The organism is Paraburkholderia heleia NBRC 101817, assembly GCF_000739775.1.
In the GTDB taxonomy this organism is placed as follows: domain Bacteria; phylum Pseudomonadota; class Gammaproteobacteria; order Burkholderiales; family Burkholderiaceae; genus Paraburkholderia; species Paraburkholderia heleia.
In genome coordinates this window covers 83,861-105,243 of sequence record NZ_BBJH01000021.1, presented here as the reverse complement: position 1 = coordinate 105,243, position 21,383 = coordinate 83,861, and the positions used below count along the sequence as shown (strand labels likewise).

Genomic DNA, 21,383 nt, shown 5'->3' with positions numbered 1-21,383 from the left:
TGGGTTTTCGAGTGATGTGTCGAGGTGGGTGAAGTGGTCTATGTTCTACGAACGCACAACTAAAATCGCGCATTCTGCTTTGAACATCTTGTAACGAGATGAACTCGACCCGCGTGTGGCGGAGCGGATAAGGGTAAGTCCCATCCCGGTTTTCTGACGCGATCCGTCAGTTTCGCGCGCGCAGCCGCAGTGTCACGCGCACGAGCGTGCCGGCGAGCCGCGGCGTGTCCTGATAGACGTGATCGTCGATGGCGAGCGTGCCGCCGTGCATCGTGGCGATCTCGCGCACGATCGCGAGCCCGAGCCCGCTGCCTTCGCCGTCGCGCCCGAGGATGCGGTAGAAGCGCTCGAGCACGCGCTCGCGCTCGGGGCCCGGAATGCCCATGCCCGTGTCTTCCACCTCGAGGTGGACCACGCCCGCCGCGGGCTCGGGCCGTACGCGCACGGTGATGCGCCCGCCCGCGGGCGTATAGCGGATCGCGTTGTCAATGAGGTTCGAGAGCATCTCGCGCAGCATCACCGGGTTGCCGTCCACTTCGACGCGCGCGGCTTCGCCATCGTCTTCCTCGCTGTCACAGGCCGTTTCGGGGCCTTCGTAGCCGAGGTCCATCTGTTTGGCGAGCGCCGGCTGCACCCAGTCGCGCACGGCGTGGCGCGCCACATCGGCCACGTCCACCGCCGTGAAGACTTGCCCGGACATGCGGTTTTCCGCGCGCGCGAGTGCGAGCAGCTGTGTGACGAGACGCGCGGCGTGCTCGGAGCTCGTCGCGATCTGCTCGAGCGAGCGGTGCACTTCGGCGGGCGCGTTCTGGCGCAGCGCGAGTTCGGCCTGGGTGCGCAAGCCCGCCAGCGGCGTTTTCATCTGATGCGCGGCGTCGGCGATGAAGCGCTTTTGCAGCTCCATGTTCTGTTCGAGCCGCGTGAGCAGGTCGTTGAACGAGGTGACGAGCGGCTCGATTTCGGGCGGCGCGCGGCGCGCTTCGAGCGGCGAAAGATCGTCGGGGCGACGCATGCGGATGTTCGACTGCAGCGCGTGCAAGGGCGCGAGGCCCCGCGAGAGGCCGAACCACACGAGCAGGATCGCGAGCGGCAAGATTACGAACTGCGGCAGGATCACGCCCTTGATGATGTCGTTGGCGAGCTGGCGGCGCTTGTCGAGCGTTTCCGCGACCTGCACGAGCACGGGCTGACCTTGTCGGTCGCCGGCGCCGAGGTGCGCCGGGTCCACGGTCGTATAGGCGACACGGATGTCGATGCCGCGCAGCGTGTCGTCGCGGAATTCGACGAGGCCCGGCGGCGGGCGGTCGTCGTCGTGCGGCAGCGGCATGTCGCGATCGCCGCCGATCAGTTCGCCACGGCTGCCGAGCACCTGATAGAACACGCTGTCGACGTTATCGGCGCGCAGGAAGTCGCGCGCGGAGGCGGGCAGTGTCAGCTCGGCCACGCCGTTGACGGGCTGGATCTGGCGCGCGAGCACATAGGCGTCGGTTTCGAGCGCGTGGTCGAAGGGGCCGTTGGCGATCGACTTCGCCACGAGATACGTGACCGCGATGCTCATCGGCCAGAGCAGCAGCAGCGGTGCGAGCATCCAGTCGAGAATCTCGCCGAAGAGCGAGCGCGGGCGTGCTTCGGCGGCGGCTTCGGCCTCGTCGGGCGGGGCGAACGGATTGGCGTAACGGGCGTCGCGCGCGTCGTCGTCGAGGGCGTCGCCCGTGAATGCCGACGCCCCGGGAGCGGTTTCGCCGCCCACGCCCGCGGCGCCCTTGGGCGGCGCGGCGCGCGCGATGGGAGGACGCCCGGCCATCGTCGCCCCCTTCTACTTGAAGTAGTGGCTGGCGGGCATCGCCGGCGCGGCGTCGGGCGCGCCGGACCCGGTCTGGGCGGGCGGCTGGCCTGCGCCGGCCTGCGTTTCCTTCGCCTCCTTTTCGAGACAGTAGCCGAGCCCGCGCACGGTCACGATGCGCACGCCGCCTGCTTCGATTTTCTTGCGCAGCCGGTGAACGTAGACTTCGATGGCGTTGTTGCTGACTTCCTCGCCCCATTCGCACAGATGGTCGACGAGCTGCTCCTTCGAGACGAGCCGCCCGAGCCGCTGCAGCAGCACTTCGAGCACGCCCAGTTCGCGCGCGGAAAGATCGAGCACCTGGTCGTTGATGCGCGCAATGCGCCCCACCTGGTCGAACGCAAGCGCGCCGTGCCGCACGACGGTCGGGCCGCCGCCCGCACCGCGCCGCGTGAGCGCCCGCACGCGCGCTTCGAGCTCGTTGAGCGCGAAGGGCTTGGCCATGTAGTCGTCGGCGCCGAGGTCGAGGCCTTTTACGCGCTCGTCCACGCTGTCGGCGGCGGTGAGGATCAGCACGGGCAGGTTGGAATTGCGCGCGCGCAAACGGCGCAGCACCTCGAGGCCCGTCATTTTCGGCAGGCCCAGATCGAGGATCAAGAGGTCGAACGACTGCATCGACAAGGCGGTATCGGCATCCACGCCGCTACGCACGTGATCAACGGCATAGCCCGACTGGCGGAGTGATCTGACGAGCCCGTCCGCGAGTATGCTGTCGTCTTCGGCAATGAGGATTCGCATGTTGCGCCAGCGTCGTCTTCGAGGCTTTTTGACCTCGTAGCCCCGCGCCGCGCCGCGTCCTTGAAGGCGCGGTCAGGCGACGCGCGGCGGTCTCCCGAAATTCACGGTTCCGGATAGCCAGAAAGGCTTGCCAAAACCACTGTTTTTTTATACAGTGTCTGCGTTCGTGTGCATTAGCCCGAATGAGGCGTGCGCATGGTCACGAGACGCCGTTCATCATAGCAAAGGACGATTCATGGAAGATAGCAAGAAAGGCTCGGCTGGGCTGACTGCTGAAAAGAGCAAGGCGCTGGCCGCCGCGCTCGCGCAGATCGAAAAGCAGTTCGGCAAGGGGTCGATCATGCGACTCGGCGACGGCGAGGCGGTCGAGGACATCCAGGTCGTCTCCACCGGTTCGCTTGGCCTCGACATCGCACTCGGCGTGGGCGGTTTGCCGCGCGGCCGGGTGGTCGAGATCTACGGTCCGGAATCGTCGGGCAAAACCACGCTCACGCTGCAGGTGATCGCCGAAATGCAGAAGCTCGGCGGCACGGCGGCGTTCATCGACGCGGAACACGCGCTCGACGTGCAATACGCCGCCAAGCTCGGCGTGAACGTGCCCGAACTGCTCATCTCGCAGCCGGACACGGGCGAGCAGGCGCTCGAAATCACCGACGCGCTGGTGCGCTCGGGCTCGATCGACATGATCGTGATCGACTCGGTCGCGGCGCTCGTGCCGAAGGCCGAAATCGAAGGTGAAATGGGCGACTCGCTGCCGGGTCTGCAGGCGCGTCTGATGTCTCAGGCGCTGCGCAAGCTCACCGGCACGATCAAGAAGACGAACTGCATGGTGATCTTCATCAACCAGATCCGCATGAAGATCGGCGTGATGTTCGGCAACCCGGAAACCACCACGGGCGGCAACGCGCTCAAGTTCTACTCGTCGGTGCGTCTGGACATTCGCCGCATCGGTTCGATCAAGAAGAACGACGAAGTGATCGGCAGCGAAACGCGTGTGAAGGTCGTGAAGAACAAGGTCTCGCCGCCGTTCCGCGAAGCCGTGTTCGACATTCTCTACGGCGAGGGTATCTCGCGTCAGGGCGAAATCGTCGACCTCGGCGTGCAGGCCAAGATCGTCGACAAGGCGGGTGCGTGGTACAGCTATAACGGCGAGCGCATTGGCCAGGGCAAGGACAACGCACGCGAATTCCTGCGCGAGAACGCGGACATTGCTCGTGAGATCGAAAACCGTATCCGCGAATCGCTTGGCGTGAGCACGATGCCGGACGGCGTCAACGATTCCGGCGAAGTCGAAGTCGCTGACGAAGAGTAAATCCACCAGGCTCCCGGGTAAGGCAAGCTGATGCGCAAGGGCGGGCCACATACGTCCTCGCCTTCCGGCGAGCAGGCGAACCCGCATACGGGTTCGCCAGTGGGTTCGCCTGCGGACAGGGGCGCGGGGCGGCGCTCCGCCGTCAAGCCCGCCGACTCGCGCGCGAGCCGCTCAGGTCATTTGAGCCGCGACGCCCAGGCGGGTGATCGCGGCTTTGTGCATTCTGACGCCGCGCATTCCTCGCCCGCCGATCTCAGCGACGATGGCGGTGCGGTTTTCGAAGTCCCGTTCGAGGCTTTCTTCAGCGGGGCCGACGAGGCGGCAAACGCACTGCCCGAGCCGCTGTCCGAGACAGCATTCAAGCGATCGTCTCCATACCCGTCGCGCGCGCCTCGCGAAACAGCGCGTGAATCCAGCGCGCCACAAGCCGACCGCGCCGACCGCGCCGACCAATACGAGCGCAGCTCGGCCAGCCGCGCCGCACGCGCCAGCGAGCGAGAAAAAATGTCCAGGGCGAAGGAGCGCCCCGAGCGCTCCCTCAAGGGCCGCGCGCTCGGCTATCTTTCGCGCCGCGAATACAGCCGCGCCGAACTCTCGCGCAAGCTCATGCCGTACACAGAGGACGCCGACGCACTCGAAGTGCTGCTCGATTCGCTCGAACGCGAGGGCTGGCTCTCCGACGCGCGCTTCGCCGAAAGTGTCGTGCACCGGCGCGCGTCGCGCGTGGGGGCAGGGCGTATCGTCAGCGAACTCAAGCGTCATGCGGTGGGCGAAGCGCTCATCGAAGAGGTGAGCTCGCAACTGCGCGAGACCGAGCTCGTGCGTGCCCGCACGGTCTGGCAGAAGAAGTACGGCCAGCTGCCCGAGACACCGGCCGAACGCGCTCGCCAGGCGCGCTTTCTCGCGGCGCGCGGCTTCTCGATGTCGATCATCGGCAAGATCCTCAAGGGAATCGACGAAGACTGCTCCGACAACTGAGCCGGCCGTCTCGAAAAATCCGCGCAGGCAAGTCCCCGCCCGCCCTGTGTGTTCGCGGCTGTCTCAAATACCCGGTATGTTAAAATCGCGAGGTTTTCCAATCCGGTCTTACCTTTAGCATGCCGCTTTCTCCGCCCGTGCCCCGCCAGTTGCGCCATCAGCGCGCCATCCGGGCGGTTGCCTATGAGCGCGAAGACGGCCTGTGGGACATCGACGCGTGCCTGACCGACCACAAGCCACGCGACGTGCCGCTCGCCGCCGGTGTCCGGCCCAATGGTCTGCCGATCCATGAGCTCTGGCTGCGCATTACGATCGATCGCAAGCTCAACGTCGTCGACGCCGAAGCGTCGTCCGACTGGGTGCCGTACGATGGTCAGTGCCAGAACGCCAATCCCGCCTATCGGGCCCTTATCGGGCTCAATCTCCTCGACAACTTCCGCCGTGAAGCGGGCCGGCTCCTCGCCGGCACGGCCGGCTGCACGCACCTCACAGAAATGTTGGGCGTTTTGCCGACCGCTGCGATCCAGGCGTTCGTCGGGGCAGTGTGGGACACATCGAATGGCTCGCCGGGTGAGGCGCCCGGACCGGAACTCGGCAAGACCGCCGGAGGCAATGAGGCCGCCGGTGAAAAGCCGCCCTTCCAGCTTGGCCGCTGCCACGCGCTGCGGTTCGATGGGGAGGCGGTGAAGCAGTTTTATCCGCGCTGGTATGGCCATGCGCCGCGTTCAACAGCACGCGGCGCGGAAACCCCCGGCGTGCGCGACAGCCGGAGCCCGGGCCAAGAGGGCAGGGCCGACGCCGTCTCGCATGAATAACAACAGCGGAATCGAAGTTCACTCCAACTCTCAGACTGAAGGAATCACGCATGAAGATTCACGAGTACCAGGGTAAGGAAATCCTGCGGAAATTCGGAGTCGCGGTCCCGCGCGGCATCCCGGTATTTTCGGTGGATGACGCGGTCAAGGCCGCTCAAGAGCTGGGCGGTCCGGTTTGGGTCGTCAAGGCGCAGATCCACGCGGGTGGCCGCGGCAAGGGCGGTGGCGTGAAGGTTGCCAAGACGCTCGAGCAAGTGCGCGAATACGCGAACCAGATCCTCGGCATGCAGCTCGTCACGCACCAGACCGGTCCGGAAGGCCAGAAGGTCAACCGTCTGCTGATCGAAGAAGGCGCCGACATCAAGCAGGAACTGTATGTCAGCCTCGTCGTCGACCGCGTGTCGCAGAAGATCGTCCTGATGGGTTCGAGCGAAGGCGGCATGGACATCGAAGAAGTGGCCGAAAAGCACCCGGAACTGATCCACAAGGTCATCGTCGAGCCGTCGACGGGGCTGCTCGACGCCCAGGCCGACGACCTCGCCGCGAAGATCGGCGTGCCGGCTGCTTCGATTCCGCAAGCCCGCGCGATCCTGCAAGGCCTGTACAAGGCATTCTGGGAAACCGACGCGTCGCTGGCGGAAATCAACCCGCTGAACGTCTCCGGCGACGGCAAGGTCATTGCGCTCGACGCGAAGTTCAACTTCGACTCCAACGCGCTGGCCCGTCATCCGGAAATCGTCGCTTACCGCGACCTGGACGAAGAAGATCCGGCTGAAATCGAAGCCTCGAAGTTCGACCTCGCGTACATCTCGCTCGACGGCAACATCGGCTGTCTGGTGAACGGCGCAGGCCTCGCAATGGCGACGATGGACACCATCAAGCTGTTCGGCGGCGAGCCGGCCAACTTCCTCGACGTGGGCGGTGGCGCCACGACCGAGAAGGTCACGGAAGCGTTCAAGCTCATGCTGAAGAACCCGGGCCTGAAGGCGATCCTCGTGAACATCTTCGGCGGCATCATGCGCTGCGACGTGATCGCGGAAGGCGTGATCGCCGGTTCGAAGGCCGTGAACCTGAACGTGCCGCTCGTCGTGCGCATGAAGGGCACGAACGAGGACCTCGGCAAGAAGATGCTGGCCGAATCGGGCCTGCCGATCATCTCGGCAGACAGCATGGAAGAAGCCGCGCAGAAGGTCGTCGCGGCCGCCGAAGGCAAGTAATTTTCACCGGACACGAATGGCGTGGTGCCGGCGCGGCCACGGAAATGAATGTGGTAGTGCGCACGACGCCAGACGAACAGAGGTCAATACATGTCGATTCTGATCAACAAAGACACCAAGGTCATCACGCAGGGCATTACCGGCAAGACCGGTCAGTTCCACACCCGCGCCTGCCGTGAGTACGCGAACGGCCGTGAAGCGTTCGTCGCTGGCGTGAACCCGAAGAAGGCCGGCGAAGATTTCGAAGGCATTCCGATCTACGCCAACGTGCGTGAAGCGAAGGACGCTACCGGGGCGACCGTTTCGGTCATCTACGTGCCGCCGGCAGGCGCGGCTGCTGCGATCTGGGAAGCCGTCGAGGCCGACCTCGATCTCGCGATCTGCATCACGGAAGGCATTCCCGTCCGCGACATGATCGAAGTCAAGGACCGGATGCGCCGCGAAGGCCGCAAGACGCTGCTCCTCGGCCCGAACTGCCCCGGCACGATCACGCCGGACGAGCTGAAGATCGGCATCATGCCGGGTCACATCCACCGCAAGGGCCGCATCGGCGTCGTGTCGCGTTCGGGCACGCTGACGTATGAAGCGGTTGCGCAGCTGACCGCGCTCGGCCTCGGCCAGTCGTCGGCAGTCGGTATCGGCGGCGACCCGATCAACGGTCTGAAGCACATCGACGTCATGAAGATGTTCAACGACGATCCCGATACGGACGCCGTGATCATGATCGGCGAGATCGGCGGTCCGGACGAAGCGAACGCCGCTTACTGGATCAAGGACAACATGAAGAAGCCGGTGGTTGGCTTCATCGCGGGCGTCACGGCGCCTCCGGGCAAGCGCATGGGCCACGCCGGCGCGCTGATTTCGGGCGGTGCGGATACGGCCGACGCGAAGCTGGAAATCATGGACGGCTGCGGCATCAAGGTGACGCGCAACCCGTCGGAAATGGGCCGTCTGCTGAAGTCGGTGCTGTAATACGCAAGAATCGCCACTCCCGTGCAGCACGTATGCACGGGAGAGCGGCGTTTTTTGATATGCTTGCGGAATCCTTTCACGAGGTTTCCGAACAGAAGCGAGGGAGCCAGTCATGGCTTCCTCGCTTTTTTATTTGGCTCGCGGTATGAGCCGCCCATCCTGAGTCACGGCTGAGTCTACGTTTCCATGCTCGAGTTTTTCGCGACGCTCCATTGGGGCGCTGTCATCCAGATCATCATCATCGACATCCTGCTCGGCGGCGACAACGCCGTGGTGATCGCGCTCGCCTGCCGCGACCTGCCTTCGCAGCAGCGCATGCGCGGCATTCTGTGGGGCACCGCCGGCGCGATCGCGCTGCGCGTGGTGCTGATCGCATTCGCCGTGGTGCTGCTCAACGTGCCGTTCCTCAAGTTCGCAGGCGGCCTGCTGCTGCTGTGGATCGGCGTTCGGTTGCTCGCGCCCAGTCACCTCGAGCACGCCAACGTGAAGCCTGCCGAGAAGCTGATGGGCGCGATCAAGACGATCGTCGTCGCCGACGCGGTGATGAGCCTCGACAACGTGGTCGCGATTGCGGGCGCAGCCGAAGCGGCCGATCCGCGCCATCGCATCGCCCTGGTGATCTTCGGGTTGATGGTGAGCATTCCGCTCATCGTGTGGGGCAGCCAGCTCGTGCTCAAGCTGCTCGACCGCTATCCGGTCATCGTGACGCTCGGTGCTGCGCTGCTCGGCTGGATCGCGGGCGGGCTCATCGTCAACGACCCCGCCGGAGACCGCTGGCCGCTGCTCGATACGCCCGCCGCCGAATACGGCATGAGCGTGGCGGGGGCAGTCTTCGTCGTCGCGCTCGGGATCTGGCTCAGGCGCCGCAACGCGCAGCGCAGCGCGGCGCAGGGGCCGCAGTCGCACTGAGCGCGTAGGGCTGTGCCATTGCGCCTGGGCCATCTGGCCGACTGCTGCGCGAAGCGAGCCGCCGATACGATCAAGACGCCTGTTCACGACTGTGAGCAGGCGTTTCTTGTTTCAGGAGCCCTGACGATGACCGTATCCGCACTTCCCATGAGAGCGCCGCTGCGCAACAGCCGCGCGTGTTTTGCCAGACTTTTGCGCTTCGCAAGCATTGCCGGGTGCTGGACGGCGCGCGGCTTCACGCTGATCGAACTGATGATCGTGCTCGCGATCGTCGGTGTGATCGCCGCCTACGCCATTCCCGCGTACCAGGACTACCTCGCTCGCAGCCGCGTGGGCGAGGGCCTGTCGCTCGCGGCTTCCGCGCGCCTTGCCGTGGCGGAGAACGCCGCGAGCGGCAACGCGTTCGGCGCGGGCTACACGGTGCCGCCCGCTACGCGCAACGTGCAGTCGCTGCACATCGACGACACGACCGGTCAGATCACGGTTGCATTCACCTCGCGCGTGGCGCCCGAGGGCAGCAACACCATCGTGCTCGTGCCCTCGGTGCCCGACAATGCCGATGCGCCCACGGCGCGCGTCGCGCTCGCGCAGGGCAGCGTGCAGGGCGGCACGCTCACGTGGGAGTGCTTCGCGGCGGGCAAGACGGCCTCGTCCCTTGGCGCGCCCGGCACGGGCCCGTCGCCGGTGGACGCCGCCACGCTGGCGGGCAATCTCGCGCCGCCGGAGTGCCGCGCATAAAGTTTGCGCATCGGTGCGGGGGCAACCGTGAGCACTTGCGAGCCTGGTCGCGCAGCGCATGTTGCTGCGACCCAACCGGCTGCACCCGCACAGCGGGGGAAAAGTTTTGTATAGTGCCCCGTTGCTGAACGCCCCCGCCCAACCATGCCTTCCAATTTTGCGCGTTACCTTACGTTCGTCTTGCTGGCCCTCGCGTTGACGCTGCCCTATGCGGTCGTCAACCACACCTATCCGATTCCGACTTTCTACGCGGAATTCGTTGCACTGACACTTTATGTGCTGATGGGCGCCGCGACGTTGCTGCTCGTTCGTCCGGCGCGCACGGGCGAGGGCTTCGCGTCGCCCACGGTCGCGCTCGTGCCGCTTTTCTTCGGTCTGCTGCTGATCGTGCAGACGTTCGCACTGCCGCTCGCCGAGCCTTCGATGAACTGGCTCGGTGCGGGTTATCTCCTCGCCGCGTTCCTGGCGGCGCATGCGGGCTACACCATCACGCGCGCGCGCCTCATGCAGTCCGCGCTCGTGTGGGGGGCGTTCGCGTTGCAGTTCGGCGGCCTCTTCGCCGTGTTCACCCAGGTGATCCAGCTCTTTCACCTGGAGACGAAGGTCACCCCGCTCGTGGTGGCGTACAACATTACCGTCGATCGCCGGCCGTTCGGCAACATGGCGCAGGCCAATCACCTGGCCACGTATATCGCCTTCGCGATGGCGGGTGCGATGTACCTCGTGCTCACGCGGCGTCTGAACGTCTTGCTCTGGGGCATGCTGACCGCGATCTACTCGGGCGGTCTTGCGCTCACCGTGTCGCGCGGGCCGTGGCTGCAGATGGGCGTCATTTTTGTGGCGGGTCTGTGGATCGCGTTCACGGGCTGCCGCAGCGAAGCAGACGAGGGACGCGGTGCGCTCGCGCAAGGCCTCGCATCGGCTGCGGGGCGCAAGGCCGGCGGCGTGCGCGCCTGGACCCTCCCCGTCGTGCTCGTGCTGATCTTTTTCGGCATGAATGCGTTCGTGCGCTGGGCCAACCTCCACTACGGCCTGGACCTCGCGCAGTCGGCCGCCGAGCGCATGAAGGACGCCAGCCAGATCGCGCCGCGCCTCGCGCTGTGGCGCTACGGTTGGACGATGTTCAAGTCGCATCCGGTGCTGGGCGTCGGCTGGGGCGATTTCCCGGTGCATCAGTTCGAGCTGGTGCGCTCGCTGGGCGGCGTCGAGATCGCCAACAACGCGCACGACATCTTCCTCGATCTGCTCGCGAAAACCGGCCTCGTCGGCCTTGCCATCGTCGTGATTGGACTCGTCGCATGGTTCGTGCGCGGGCTGCGTGCGCCGCACACCGCCGAGCGCGTGTTTGGCTTCATGCTGATTGGCGTGCTCGTCATGCATGCACTCGTCGAATATCCGCAGCAGTACATGTTCTTTCTGCTGCCGGCGATGTTCGTGTTCGGTCTGCTGGAGACGAAGCCGCTGCGTGTCGTGCCGTCGCGCCTCTCGCTCGGCGTGTATGCGGTGGTCGTGTTCGGCGGCGTCGCGGCGCTGTACCCGGTGCTGCGCGACTACAACCGCGCCGAGGTGCTGTATTACGGACAGCACCCGGCGCGCGACTACGGCGACGATCCTTCGCGCCTGTTCGGCGCATGGGGCGACTACGGCATGGCCACGCTGTTGCCGATGAACGCCGCGAGCCTGTCGAGCAAGCTCTACGCGCACCAGCGCGCCATCGCGCTGCTGCCCGGCGAGACGGTGCTGCGCCGCTACGCGGTCTTGCAGGCGCTGGACGGCGATACGGCGGGCGCATTCGATACGGTGGAGCGCCTGCGCATTTTCGCCACGGAACTGCACGACTGGCAGACGCAGCTCGCTTCGCTCTACGGCCTGCTCGACGAGCAGCCGACGCTCGGCGACTTCAAGGCGCAACTCGTGAAGAAGTACGGGACGCCGGCGAAGTCGGTCGAACAGGACGACGAGGACGATTCGGACGATTGAGCCTCGCGGCCCGTGCGCGAAGCGGCGGCGAGCCGGTTCGCCGCCGCGTTCTGTGCCGCTGCTCGCGCAATCAGAACTCGGAGTATTTCGCGGCGCTGCCCTTCGCCTTCTCCACGGGATAGCGCTGCGCGTTCAGCTTGAGCTTTTCCGCTGCCGCATCGACCAGATCGATCCCGGCGGTGTGCGCGACCAGCAGGAGGTAGATGAACACATCCGCGCACTCGTGCTTCAGATGCGTGAGGTGCGCTGGATCGGCGAGTTGTGCGTCGATCTGCGCATCGGTCTTCCACTGGACCGTTTCCAGCAGCTCGCCTGCCTCGATGCTCGTGGAGACGATCAGGTTGCGCAACGTGTGAAACGGCTTCCAGTCGCGCTCGTCGCGGAAGGCCAGAACCTGTGCGAGCAGTTCGTCGAGCGTCATGGCGTCAGCGCTCCGCTACCCAATCCCCCGACTTCCCGCCGTGCTTTTCGAGCACGCGCACATCGGTGATCGTCATGCCGCGGTCTACGGCCTTGCACATGTCATAGACGGTCAGCAGTCCGACCTGCACGGCGGTCAGCGCTTCCATCTCCACGCCCGTGCGGCCGAGCGTTTCCACCTGCGCCGTGCAGTGAACGCCAGGCAGTGCTTCGTCGAGTGCGAAGTCGACCTTCACTCGCGTAATGGCGAGCGGGTGGCACAGCGGAATCAGATCCGAGGTGCGCTTCGCCCCCTGGATCGCGGCGATGCGCGCAACGCCGATCACGTCACCTTTTTTCGCGTGGCCGTCGCGGATCAGCGCGAAGGTTTCCGGCAACATGCGGATCGTGCCGCTCGCGAGCGCAATGCGCTTCGTCTCTGCCTTGCCGCCGACATCGACCATATGGGCGTCGCCGGCTGCGTCAAAATGCGTGAGTTCGGGCATGGTAGTTCTTCCTTGGGGGATACCTATCTTAACAGTGCCGCACGCCGCGATTTCTACGCGTCTTGCCGCGCCGCAAGGGTTGTAAGCCGGGCTACAATCGACCGGTTGGCGCAAGCGAGCAGGCGCTCCGCACCGGGCGCGCCGCCGCGCCACTGTTCCGTATTCCCCGATCCTGTCATCAATGCGTCTGAAACGGCTGCTTGCTGCCTGGTTGTGCGCGTCGCTCGCGGTTTCGCCGCAAGCGTACGCGCAGGCGTCGAATGCCGCCGTGCTCAATCTCGGCGAGGCACGACCGTCGGCCACGCAGCCTGCCCCGGCCCCCTCCAGCCCCGCACCGACTGTGGCCAATGCCGCGCCCCCACTCGTCAGCGGCCCGTTCGACGATGCGGCGGACCCTGTCATCCCAGCCTCGATCGCGCAGGGCGTGTTCGGCACGTACGGCGGCGCGCAGAGCCGCTTTTCGGCCCAGGGCCAGGCCGGCGCGGCGTCCTCGTCTTCGAGTGGCAATACCAGCGTGCGCGCCCCCGCCTGGGTGCCGCAGCTGCCCGACCTCGGCGACGGCTCGGGCGGCGCGCTCACGCCGCAGGCCGAGCGCCGTATCGGCGAGCGCGTGATGCGCGAGATCCGCCGCGACCCCGACTACATCGGCGACTGGCTCGTGCGCGACTACCTCAACTCGGTCGCCGCGCGCCTCGCTGCCGCCGCGAGCGCCCAGTTCATCGGCGGCTATCGGCCCGACTTCGATCTGTTTGCGATCCGCGACGGCCAGATCAATGCGTTCTCGCTGCCGGGCGGCTTCATCGGCGTGAACTCGGGGCTCATCGTCGTCACGCAAACGGAATCCGAACTCGCCTCCGTGATCGGTCACGAAATGGGCCACGTATTGCAGCGGCACATCGCCCGCATGCTTTCGCAGAGCGAGCGCACGGGTCTTGCCGCGCTGGCGGGCGTGCTGTTCGGCATTCTCGCGGGCGTGCTCGCGCATAGCGGGGATCTCGGTGCCGGGATTGCGCTCGGCAGCCAGGCGTATGCGGTGGACAGCCAGCTGCGTTTCTCGCGCGCCGCGGAGCACGAGGCCGATCGCGTGGGCTTCCAGCTGCTCACGGGCGCGGGCTACGACCCGTGGGGCATGGTGGCGTTTTTCGAGCGGCTCGAGCGCGCTTCGATGGAGGACACGGGCGCACCGGCCTATGCGCGCACGCACCCGCTCACCGGCGAGCGCATCGCCGACATGCAGGACCGCGCGCGCCGCGCCGCTTACCGCCAGCCGCACCAGGCGCCCGAGTACGGTTTCGTGCGCGCGCGCGTGCGCCTGCTTCAGGACCGCACGCGCAACGAGTACATCGACGAGGTCTCGCGCCTGCGCTCGGAAATCGAGGACCGCACGGCCCTCAACGTCGCCGCGAACTGGTACGGCATTGCTTACGGGCAGATGCTGCTGGAGCGCTACGACGACGCTACGGCGTCGCTCGCGAACTCGCGCGCGGCGTTCGCACAGTTCGAGGCCGCGGACGGCAGCAAGACACGCAATTCGCCGAGTCTCGACGTGCTTGCCGTGGACATCGCGCGCCGCTCGGGCCGCACCGACGACGCCGTGCGGCTCGCCGAGGCCGCGCACAAGGCCTGGCCGGGCTCCCACGCGGCCACCGATGGGCTGCTGCAGGCGCTGATCGCGGCGCGGCGCTTCAAGGAGGCGCAGACGCTCGCGCGCAGCGAAACCGAGGCCGAACCGCAGCAGGATGCGTGGTGGCTCTATCTGGCGCAGGCGAGTGCCGGACTCGGCGACGCTCTCACGCAGCATCGGGCGATGGCGGAGAAGCTGGCGCTCGACGGCGCCTGGCCCTCGGCCATCCGTCAGCTCAAGGAGGCGCGCGACATGAAGTCGGTGGGCTACTACGACCTGTCGACGATCGAAGCGCGCTTGCACGATTTCGAGGCGCGCTACAAGCAGGAGCGCCAGGACGAGAAGGATGAGGGCCGCGGCTGAGTCTGCACCCAGTCTGCGGATGCAATGAGGGCCGCGGCTGAGTCTGTACTCAGTCTGCCGATGCAGGCGGCGCGCCGCTCGCGCTGTGCTGCGCGGCCTGCGCTTCGCGCCCGGCGCGCGCCGGGCTCGACACGAAGGCAAAGCGCGTGCTCACGTCGGCGCGCCTGACCGGCTGCAGCGGCAGCGCGGCGCCGGCGCGCCAGTGGAACGTGCCGCTGTGGGCGTCGTCCGCGAGCGTGGCGTGGTCGGAGAAGAGATCGAGGTCGTGGTCGTGCAGCAGCGCCGCGCGCGGCGGCGTGCCCGCATCGACGAAAATCACGCTGCCCGCTTCGTCGAGGTAGGCGGCCACGGGCTCGAACGCCTGGCCGCCCTGATCGGTGAGCGTCAACGCGTCATCGCCGCCGTCATGACCGGTGGCGAGACGCACGATCCACGGCGTGTATTCGAGCTCGACGTACACGCGCTGCGGCCCGTTCTGGAAGTACCACTGGCCATGTTCGTCGCGCTCGTAATTGCGGTTGATGAAGCCGAGCAGCGCTTCGTGGCGGATCGCCGTGCCGGGTGCGTTCTGCGCCTGGGCGGCCTCGTCGCGCATGCGCCAGTTGCCGCGCGCGTCGAGCAGCAGCCAGCCCGTGCAATGCGGCACGTCGGGCCAGCGCGCGAGCGCCCGTTTGACGATGTCATCCATGAGAGACGAAAGGCGAGAGGTAAGCGAACACGCGCTGCGAAAGCCAGTCGCTGCGGCCAGGGAACGGTCCCGTCATGAAGCCGACGTGGCCGCCGTGCGCGGGCTGATCGAGTTCGACGGCGGCGCTCACTTCGTGGCGCGCGGGCAGCGCACGGCCCGGCAGGAACGGATCGTTGCGCGCGTTCAGGATGAGCGTGGGGACGGCGATTTCGCCGAGCTTCGGGCGGATCGTCGCCTGGGTGTAGTAGTCATGGGTGTCGCGAAAACCGTGCAGCGGCGCGGTCACGACATTGTCGAATTCGTACATCGTGCGGCTGGCGAGCACGGCTTGCGCGTCGAACAAGCCGGGATACTGTTCCAGTTTCTGGAGCGCCTTCACCTTCAGCGTTTTCAGGAAGCTGCGCGTGTAGACCATGCCGAAGCCCTGCGTCAGCATCTCGCTGCCTGCGTGCACATCGAGCGGCGTGGAGATCGCGGCGGCGGCGGCGACGATCGCGGCGTCTTCGCGACGCTGCGCGAGCCAGTGCAGCAGCACGTTGCCGCCGAGCGACACGCCCGCGACGACGAGCGGCCCTGTGTGGCGGGCGGCGAAGCGGCGCAGCACCCAGTCGACTTCGGCGGAGTCGGCGAGATGGTAGAAGCGCGGCAGCAGGTTCAACGGACCGCTGCAACTGCGAAAGTGGGGGATCGCCGCATGCCAGCCGCGCGCCTGCGCGGCCGCAGCGAGCGCGCGCGCGTAGTGGGAACTCGAGCCGCCTTCCAGGCCGTGGAACAGGACGAAAAGCGGGGCGTCGGGGGCGTTGTGCGACTGCGCACCGGCACGCTTGCCGTCGAGCCAGTCCACTTCGATGAAGTCGCCATCCGGCGTGTCCCAGCGCTCGCGCCGGTAGGCGGGCGCGGGCAGGCGCGAGAACAGCGCCGGCACGATGGTCTGGATATGCGCACCGGGCAGCCAGAACGGCGCGCGGTAGTCGTTGTCGTAGTGGGCGCCGAGCAGGGCAGTCTGGGCTTCGAGCGCCGCCGCGACGCGGGCTGCTTCGCCGGGCCTGCTGGTGTCGTCGGTCGTACTCATCACTGCCCCCTGCTTTGCGCCTTTATGTCAGTGCAGCGCGCCCTGGCCGTGGCGCAATCTGGCCGAGAACTGGGTGGCTGTGTCGTCGGGCATGCGGCTCGCGTGAATGTGCGCAATGCGCCACTCGCCGCGCTCGTGAACCATCACGTAGGTCGTGAAGATCATGGCAGGAATCGCACTGGGATCGACCGGGCGGTGCGCTTCCACGATCGCGTAGACCACGGTGCCGAGGCTGTCGTACACGCGGATGTCGAGCGGCTCGATCGACACCGGCGCCGCTTCGAGCTGCGCGGCGAGGCCCGCGCGGATGCTCGGCAGGCCGTGCAGATGCGCGCCTTGCGCCGTGATGCAGCTCACGAACTCTTCATCGATCCACAGACCCATCAAGCTGTCGATGTTGACTTCCGCGACGGCCTGGTAGTACGCGTTGAGGGTGTCCGCGGCGGCTTCGAAGATGTGGGCAAAACGTGGCATGGCTCGTTGGTCTTGTGCGCTCGGTGGCGTCTACCTGGGCGCGGGTTGGCGATTGATCGGTTGCGTCGCTGCACGGCTGTCGCTGCGTGCAGCGTGTTTGCCGCGAGCATGCCGCTTTCGCGAGACAGGCCTGTGACGTGCGCCGATGCGGCGCTTTGGTCCCTCGCGCGCCTCGTTGCCTCTATTGGGCGCGCGCAACGCGCATGGCGTCCGTTGCGTGGCGCACATCCATGGGTGTGCGCGCTGTTTTCAGCGTGGCGGGCGGCACATAGCCGCCCAACGCTGCCGGCGATGCCTGTTGCTTGTCGCTGGCTTAGCGCTGCCCGAGCAGCATGCCGCGCAGATCGCCGAAAACCTGCTCCGGGCTCAGTTCGCGCAGGCAGTTCAGATGCCCGAGCGGACACTCGCGCGCAAAGCAGGGACTGCATTCGAGATGCAGCCATTGTACCTTTGCAAGCTCGGACAAGGGCGGCGTGTGGCGCGGATCCGTCGAACCGTACAGCGCGACGAGCGGCCGGCGCAGCGCGGCGGCCACGTGCATCAGGCCCGAGTCGTTGGTCACCACGGCATTCGCGCGCGAGATCAGTGCGCAGGCCTCGCCGAGCGCGGTCTGCCCGCACAGATTGCGCACGTTCGGCGCGCGATCGGCAATGGCCTGGGCGAGCGGGGCGTCCTTGGGGGAGCCGAGCGCGACGATCTGCGTGTACGGGAACGACTGGCCCACCATCTTCGCGAGCGCCGCGAAATGCTCGGGCGGCCAGCGCTTGGCCGGGCCGTACTCCGCGCCGGGGCAGAAGACGAGCAGCGGTACCCGCGTATCGAGGGTAAAGCGCGCCGACACGCGCGACGCCTCGTTCGGGTCCGACTCGAGGCGCGGCATCGGCAGATCGTCGGGCACGGTCGCGCCGGGCGCGTAGGCGAGCGCGGCGTAGTGCCTGACCATCGGCGCTCGCTCGTCCTTCGGCGGATTCGCATGGCGCACGTTCAAGAGGCCGTAGCGGTTCTCCCCCGTGTAGCCAATGCGCAGCCCGACATTGGCGAGCCACGGGATCAGCGCGGACTTGAGCGAATTGGGCAGGACGTAGGCGGCGTCATAGCGCTCGGCGCGCAAGTCGCCCGCCAGTTGCCAGCGGCGCAGCAGCTGCAGCTTGCCGTGGCCGAGGTCGGTGGCGTAGACGTCGCGGATCTCGGGCATGCGCTCGAGCACGGGCGCAACCCAGGTTGGCGCGAGCGCATCGATCTGAATGCGCGGGTGCAGTTTCACGAGCCGCGAAAAAAGCGGCTGCGCCATCAGTGCGTCACCGATCCAGTTCGGTGCGATTACCAGCGCGCGGCGCATCGGGAGTCAGGGTCCGGAGAGGGTAGAGGTTGCACGTGCGGCTCGCCCGCCTGGGTCCGGCTTGGGGCCGGCCTGGGACGTATTGGGCCGCGCGCGAAACACGGTTGGGAAAATGGCGGCGCGCCGCGCGCCGATGAACGGGCGGCGGCAGCACGTCAAGACGCGCCGCCGCATGCACGGCGGCGCGCCGCGAGTCAGGCGAAACGCGTCAGTGGCCGTGGACGACCTCGCCCGCGCGCAGCTTGTAACGCGTGCTGCAGTACGGGCACTTCGCTTCGCCGTGCGTCACGTCGAGAAACACGCGCGGGTGGTTGCTCCAGCGCGGCATCGACGGATTCGGGCAGTAAGCGGGCAGATCCTTGGCCGACAGTTCGACCAGCGGCATTTCCTTGATTTCGCTCATGAGGACGATTCTCTGTGTAGCTGTGGGGGCCGGGCGTTGGATCGCCCGGACCTTTATGTCTTAAACCTTCGCGAGCCAGTGCGCGTACTTCTCGTTCTTGCCCGCAACGACGTCGAAGAAGGCGGATTGCAGCTTCTCCGTGACGGGGCCGCGCGAGCCGTTGCCGATGGTGCGGTTGTCGAGCTCGCGGATCGGCGTGACTTCGGCGGCGGTGCCGGTGAAGAACGCTTCGTCGCAGGTGTACACCTCGTCGCGCGTGATGCGCTTTTCGATCACCGGAATGCCCATGTCGCGCGCGAGCGTGATGACCGTGTCGCGCGTGATGCCGTCGAGGCACGACGCGAGGTCCGGCGTGTACAGCTTGCCGTGGTTCACGAGGAAGAAGTTTTCGCCCGAGCCTTCCGAGACATAGCCGTCCACGTCGAGCAGGAGCGCTTCGTCGTAGCCGTCGGCGGTGGCTTCCTGGTTGGCGAGGATCGAGTTCACGTACCAGCCCGAAGCCTTGGCGCGCACCATCGACACGTTCACGTGATGGCGCGTGAACGACGACGTCTTCACGCGGATGCCCCTGGCGAGGCCGTCTTCGCCGAGATAGGCGCCCCATGGCCACGCGGCGATGGCCACATGAATGGTGTTGCCCTTGGCCGAAACGCCGAGCTTTTCCGAGCCGACCCAGATGATCGGGCGGATGTAGCACGACTCGAGCTTGTTCGCGCGCACGACTTCGAGCTGCGCGCCGGCGAGCGTCTTCGCGTCGAACGGCACGTCCATCTGGAAGATCTTGGCCGAATTGAGCAGGCGCCTGGTGTGCTCGGCGAGGCGAAAGATGGCGGTGCTGCCGTCGGCGGTCTGATAGGCGCGTACGCCTTCGAAAACACCCATGCCGTAGTGCAGCGTGTGGGTCAGCACGTGAATGTTGGCGTCGCGCCAATCAATCAGCCTGCCGTCCATCCAGATCTTGCCGTCGCGGTCGGCCATTGACATACGATTCTCCAGACAAGTGCAGTAAATATCGGGCTTATAGGGGGCTTCGCCGCGCGCCGCGTGGTTGCGGTTGGCAAAGAGCGCTATTTTAGCGTCATTTGACGCCCCCCAGCGCGCCCGCGGGCGCATGGGGCGGGGTTTTCGGGCGATTTTAGGGTCGTTTCGCGCCGCTTCCGGCCAATTTTTTTTCGCCTGAACGCGTGCTGCGACGCAGCAAATGGCGGGAAGGCCCGCCCGGCGAGCAGCGTCTGCCCAAATACGGGAGATTCGCCTGGACACGTCTCAGATCGTCCTGGCTATCAGCTAAAATACCGATCTCGCAATTCGATGCCGGCTCGTGCCAGCGACGAGCAGCGACATGGCGACCCGGGACAGTCGCACCGGATCCCGCGCCGTGCCGTTGAGCACGCCTTGCCGCGCCAGAATGAGGCCCGCGGCGCCGCATCGCCTTGCCTCCGCCTTCCCACCATCAAGATGACATGCCCATGAACAAGGTTCTGCGTCTTTCCGATCTGATCTCCGAAGGCAAATTGAAGGGCAAGCGCGTATTCATCCGCGCCGACCTGAACGTGCCGCAGGACGACAACGGCAACATCACCGAAGACACCCGCGTACGCGCCTCCGTGCCTGCCATCAAGGCCGCACTCGACGCCGGGGCGGCCGTCATGGTCACCTCCCACCTGGGCCGCCCGACCGAAGGCGAATTCAAGCCCGAAGACTCCCTCGAGCCGGTCGCGAAGCGTCTGGCCGAACTGCTCGGCCGCGACGTGCCGCTGGTCGCGAACTGGGTTGAAAACGGCGTGAACGTCGAGCCGGGCAACGTGGTGCTGCTCGAAAACTGCCGCGTCAACAAGGGCGAGAAGAAGAACTCGGACGAGCTTTCGCAAAAGATGGCGAAGCTCTGCGATATCTATGTGAACGACGCATTCGGCACCGCGCACCGCGCCGAAGCGACGACCTACGGCATCGCGAAGTACGCGGGCGTTGCCTGCGCAGGCCCGCTGCTCGCGGCCGAACTCGACGCGCTCGGCAAGGCGCTCGGCGCGCCCAAGCGCCCGCTGGTGGCGATCGTGGCCGGCTCGAAGGTCTCGACCAAGCTCACCATCCTCAAGTCGCTGGCCGAGAAGGTCGACCAGCTGATCGTCGGCGGCGGCATCGCCAACACGTTCATGCTGGCCGCGGGCCTGAAGATCGGCAAGTCGCTTGCCGAAGCCGATCTGGTGGACGAAGCGAAGGCCATCATCGAAGCGGCGCGCGCACGCGGCGCCTCGGTGCCGATCCCGACCGACGTCGTGACCGCCAAGGAATTCTCGCCGACGGCGAAGGCCGAGACGAAGAACGTGGCCGACGTGGCCGACGACGACATGATTCTCGACATCGGTCCCGTCACCGCCAACGCGCTCGCCGCGCAACTCGCGCAGGCCGGCACGATCGTGTGGAACGGCCCGGTCGGCGTGTTCGAGTTCGACCAGTTCGGCAACGGCACGAAGACGCTCGCCGACGCGATCGCCGGTTCGGGCGCGTTCTCGATCGCCGGCGGCGGCGACACGCTCGCAGCCATCGCGAAGTACCACATCGCCGACAAGGTCAGCTATATCTCCACCGGCGGCGGCGCCTTCCTCGAGTTCCTCGAAGGCAAGAAGCTGCCGGCGGTCGAAGTGCTCGAAACGCGGGCGGCTGGTTAAGTGGCGCCGCGAGTCCCGGGGGCGAAGCCGGCGAGCGCCGCCGCCATGAGCAAACTTCCTCGTGCAAGCGGACAGAAGCCGCGCAGCGCAGCCGGGGCCGCAGCAAAACAGAAGGGGCGCGCAGCGCCCCAGGCAGAAACGGATAAGGCGAAGGCGGACGCGACGCCCGCCGCCGCTGTTGCTGCCGAAACGGACCTTGCGGCGACGCAGTCGACTGCTGAATCGACAGCCGCACAGAATCCGGCAGGGCGCCCAGCCACGCCCGCATCGAATACGACTACGCATGAAAAAAGCGCTGCGACGGCTCGGGTGAGCCCCGCGGCGTCCTCCAAGAAAGCGACGCC

20 protein-coding genes are annotated in these 21,383 nt (G+C 66.5%); 10 read left to right on the top strand and 10 right to left on the bottom strand.

What is annotated here, in order from left to right; all coding sequences use genetic code 11:
• Positions 1–166: 166 nt before the first annotated feature.
• Positions 167–1,804 (bottom strand): sensor histidine kinase, encoded by a 1,638-nt coding sequence (locus tag BHE01S_RS18160; protein ID WP_084068971.1) that lies wholly within the window; start codon positions 1,802–1,804, stop codon positions 167–169.
• A 12-nt stretch (positions 1,805–1,816) separates the two neighbouring features.
• On the bottom strand, positions 1,817–2,581 hold the full coding sequence (locus BHE01S_RS18155) for a response regulator transcription factor (protein WP_042266322.1): 765 nt from the start codon (positions 2,579–2,581) through the stop codon (positions 1,817–1,819).
• A gap of 235 nt (positions 2,582–2,816) precedes the next feature.
• On the opposite strand from BHE01S_RS18155, the gene recA reads away from it, so the two are divergent.
• The 8 genes from recA to BHE01S_RS18115 all read left to right on the top strand — a co-directional run bounded on the left by recA (position 2,817) and on the right by BHE01S_RS18115 (position 11,502).
• A complete protein-coding gene (gene recA, locus BHE01S_RS18150; protein WP_042266320.1) occupies positions 2,817–3,893 on the top strand; it encodes a recombinase RecA in 1,077 nt (358 codons plus the stop codon).
• A 30-nt stretch (positions 3,894–3,923) separates the two neighbouring features.
• Positions 3,924–4,871, top strand: coding sequence for a recombination regulator RecX (gene recX / locus BHE01S_RS18145; RefSeq protein ID WP_084068969.1), 948 nt, complete (start codon positions 3,924–3,926; stop codon positions 4,869–4,871).
• Between the two features lie 119 nt (positions 4,872–4,990).
• The gene (locus BHE01S_RS18140) at positions 4,991–5,686 is read left to right on the top strand and encodes a DUF2889 domain-containing protein (RefSeq protein WP_042266319.1); all 696 of its coding nucleotides are present in this window, start codon (positions 4,991–4,993) and stop codon (positions 5,684–5,686) included.
• A gap of 50 nt (positions 5,687–5,736) precedes the next feature.
• On the top strand, positions 5,737–6,903 hold the full coding sequence (gene sucC, locus BHE01S_RS18135; protein ID WP_042266318.1) for an ADP-forming succinate--CoA ligase subunit beta: 1,167 nt from the start codon (positions 5,737–5,739) through the stop codon (positions 6,901–6,903).
• 90 nt (positions 6,904–6,993) lie between these two features.
• Entirely contained in the window at positions 6,994–7,875 is an 882-nt protein-coding gene (gene sucD, locus BHE01S_RS18130) for a succinate--CoA ligase subunit alpha (protein ID WP_042266316.1), read from the top strand.
• 186 nt (positions 7,876–8,061) lie between these two features.
• Entirely contained in the window at positions 8,062–8,784 is a 723-nt protein-coding gene (locus BHE01S_RS18125; protein ID WP_042266315.1) for a TerC family protein, read from the top strand.
• Between the two features lie 126 nt (positions 8,785–8,910).
• Positions 8,911–9,522, top strand: a complete 612-nt coding sequence (locus BHE01S_RS18120; RefSeq protein ID WP_042266314.1) for a pilin — start codon at positions 8,911–8,913, stop codon at positions 9,520–9,522.
• 144 nt (positions 9,523–9,666) lie between these two features.
• Entirely contained in the window at positions 9,667–11,502 is a 1,836-nt protein-coding gene (locus BHE01S_RS18115; RefSeq protein WP_042266312.1) for a PglL family O-oligosaccharyltransferase, read from the top strand.
• Between the two features lie 70 nt (positions 11,503–11,572).
• On the opposite strand, the gene BHE01S_RS18110 is transcribed toward BHE01S_RS18115, so the two are convergent.
• Positions 11,573–11,923, bottom strand: coding sequence for a nucleotide pyrophosphohydrolase (locus BHE01S_RS18110; protein WP_042266310.1), 351 nt, complete (start codon positions 11,921–11,923; stop codon positions 11,573–11,575).
• A gap of 4 nt (positions 11,924–11,927) precedes the next feature.
• Entirely contained in the window at positions 11,928–12,407 is a 480-nt protein-coding gene (gene moaC / locus BHE01S_RS18105) for a cyclic pyranopterin monophosphate synthase MoaC (RefSeq protein WP_042266308.1), read from the bottom strand.
• A gap of 181 nt (positions 12,408–12,588) precedes the next feature.
• On the opposite strand from moaC, the gene BHE01S_RS18100 reads away from it, so the two are divergent.
• The gene (locus tag BHE01S_RS18100) at positions 12,589–14,394 is read left to right on the top strand and encodes a M48 family metalloprotease (protein WP_042266307.1); all 1,806 of its coding nucleotides are present in this window, start codon (positions 12,589–12,591) and stop codon (positions 14,392–14,394) included.
• Between the two features lie 49 nt (positions 14,395–14,443).
• Here BHE01S_RS18100 and BHE01S_RS18095 read toward each other — a convergent pair whose 3' ends face one another.
• From BHE01S_RS18095 to BHE01S_RS18070, 6 genes are all read right to left on the bottom strand, one after another.
• Entirely contained in the window at positions 14,444–15,082 is a 639-nt protein-coding gene (locus BHE01S_RS18095) for a DUF2946 family protein (protein WP_042266306.1), read from the bottom strand.
• Complete coding sequence (locus BHE01S_RS18090; RefSeq protein WP_042266303.1) at positions 15,075–16,154, bottom strand: YheT family hydrolase; 1,080 nt, start codon at positions 16,152–16,154, stop codon at positions 15,075–15,077. The genes BHE01S_RS18095 and BHE01S_RS18090 overlap by 8 nt, the downstream gene beginning before the upstream one ends.
• A 27-nt stretch (positions 16,155–16,181) precedes the next feature.
• Complete coding sequence (locus tag BHE01S_RS18085) at positions 16,182–16,628, bottom strand: nuclear transport factor 2 family protein (RefSeq protein ID WP_042266302.1); 447 nt, start codon at positions 16,626–16,628, stop codon at positions 16,182–16,184.
• A 313-nt stretch (positions 16,629–16,941) separates the two neighbouring features.
• Positions 16,942–17,967: a lipopolysaccharide heptosyltransferase II gene (waaF, locus tag BHE01S_RS18080; RefSeq protein WP_042266300.1), complete on the bottom strand. Its 1,026-nt coding sequence runs from the start codon at positions 17,965–17,967 to the stop codon at positions 16,942–16,944.
• Between the two features lie 208 nt (positions 17,968–18,175).
• Positions 18,176–18,370 (bottom strand): zinc-finger domain-containing protein, encoded by a 195-nt coding sequence (locus tag BHE01S_RS18075; protein WP_028205950.1) that lies wholly within the window; start codon positions 18,368–18,370, stop codon positions 18,176–18,178.
• 60 nt (positions 18,371–18,430) lie between these two features.
• Positions 18,431–19,354, bottom strand: coding sequence for a branched-chain amino acid transaminase (locus tag BHE01S_RS18070; protein ID WP_084068967.1), 924 nt, complete (start codon positions 19,352–19,354; stop codon positions 18,431–18,433).
• 485 nt (positions 19,355–19,839) lie between these two features.
• Here BHE01S_RS18070 and BHE01S_RS18065 point away from each other — a divergent pair, with 485 nt between their 5' ends.
• Positions 19,840–21,039, top strand: coding sequence for a phosphoglycerate kinase (locus BHE01S_RS18065; RefSeq protein WP_042266293.1), 1,200 nt, complete (start codon positions 19,840–19,842; stop codon positions 21,037–21,039).
• Positions 21,040–21,383 lie beyond the last annotated feature (344 nt).